1 protein-coding gene is annotated in these 501 nt (G+C 25.5%); it reads left to right on the forward strand.

What is annotated here, in order from left to right; all coding sequences use genetic code 11:
• Positions 1 to 49: 49 nt before the first annotated feature.
• The coding region (locus tag IMK15_RS06335) for a transposase (protein ID WP_192942291.1) at positions 50 to 501 on the forward strand (452 nt) is incomplete at its 3' end.

A 501-nucleotide genomic window follows, 5' to 3' on the forward strand; every position in this document is an offset into this window, starting at 1 on the left:
TGTACTGCACCCAAAATCTTGGACACAAGATTGGAGGTGCAGTTTTTTTATGAGTAAACTTACAAGAAAAGATAAAATTGAAATATATAAGAGAAAATTAGAAGGAGAAACCACTTCTTCATTAGCTAAATCTTTTAATGTCAAATCATCTAATATTGACTATTTAATTCAATTAATTAGAAGACATGGTTATGATATTTTAAGAAATGGTAAAAATAGATTTTATTCTAAAGAATTTAAGTTACAAACAATTAATAGAGTTCTATATAATAATGAAAGTATTAATGGAGTTGCTATTGATATTGGTTTATCTTCTTCTGGAATCCTATGTAATTGGCTTTCAAAATTTATAGAAAATGGGTATAATGTTGTAGAGAATAAAAAAGGAAGGAAACCTAAATCTATGACAAAACCTAAAAAAAATAACAAGGTATTAACTGAAAAAGAAAAGATTAAACAATTAGAAGAGGAAGTGCTTTATCTAAAAGCTGAGAATGAATA

This window comes from Sneathia sp. DSM 16631, assembly GCF_014892235.1.
Classification (GTDB): Bacteria; Fusobacteriota; Fusobacteriia; order Fusobacteriales; family Leptotrichiaceae; genus Sneathia; species Sneathia vaginalis.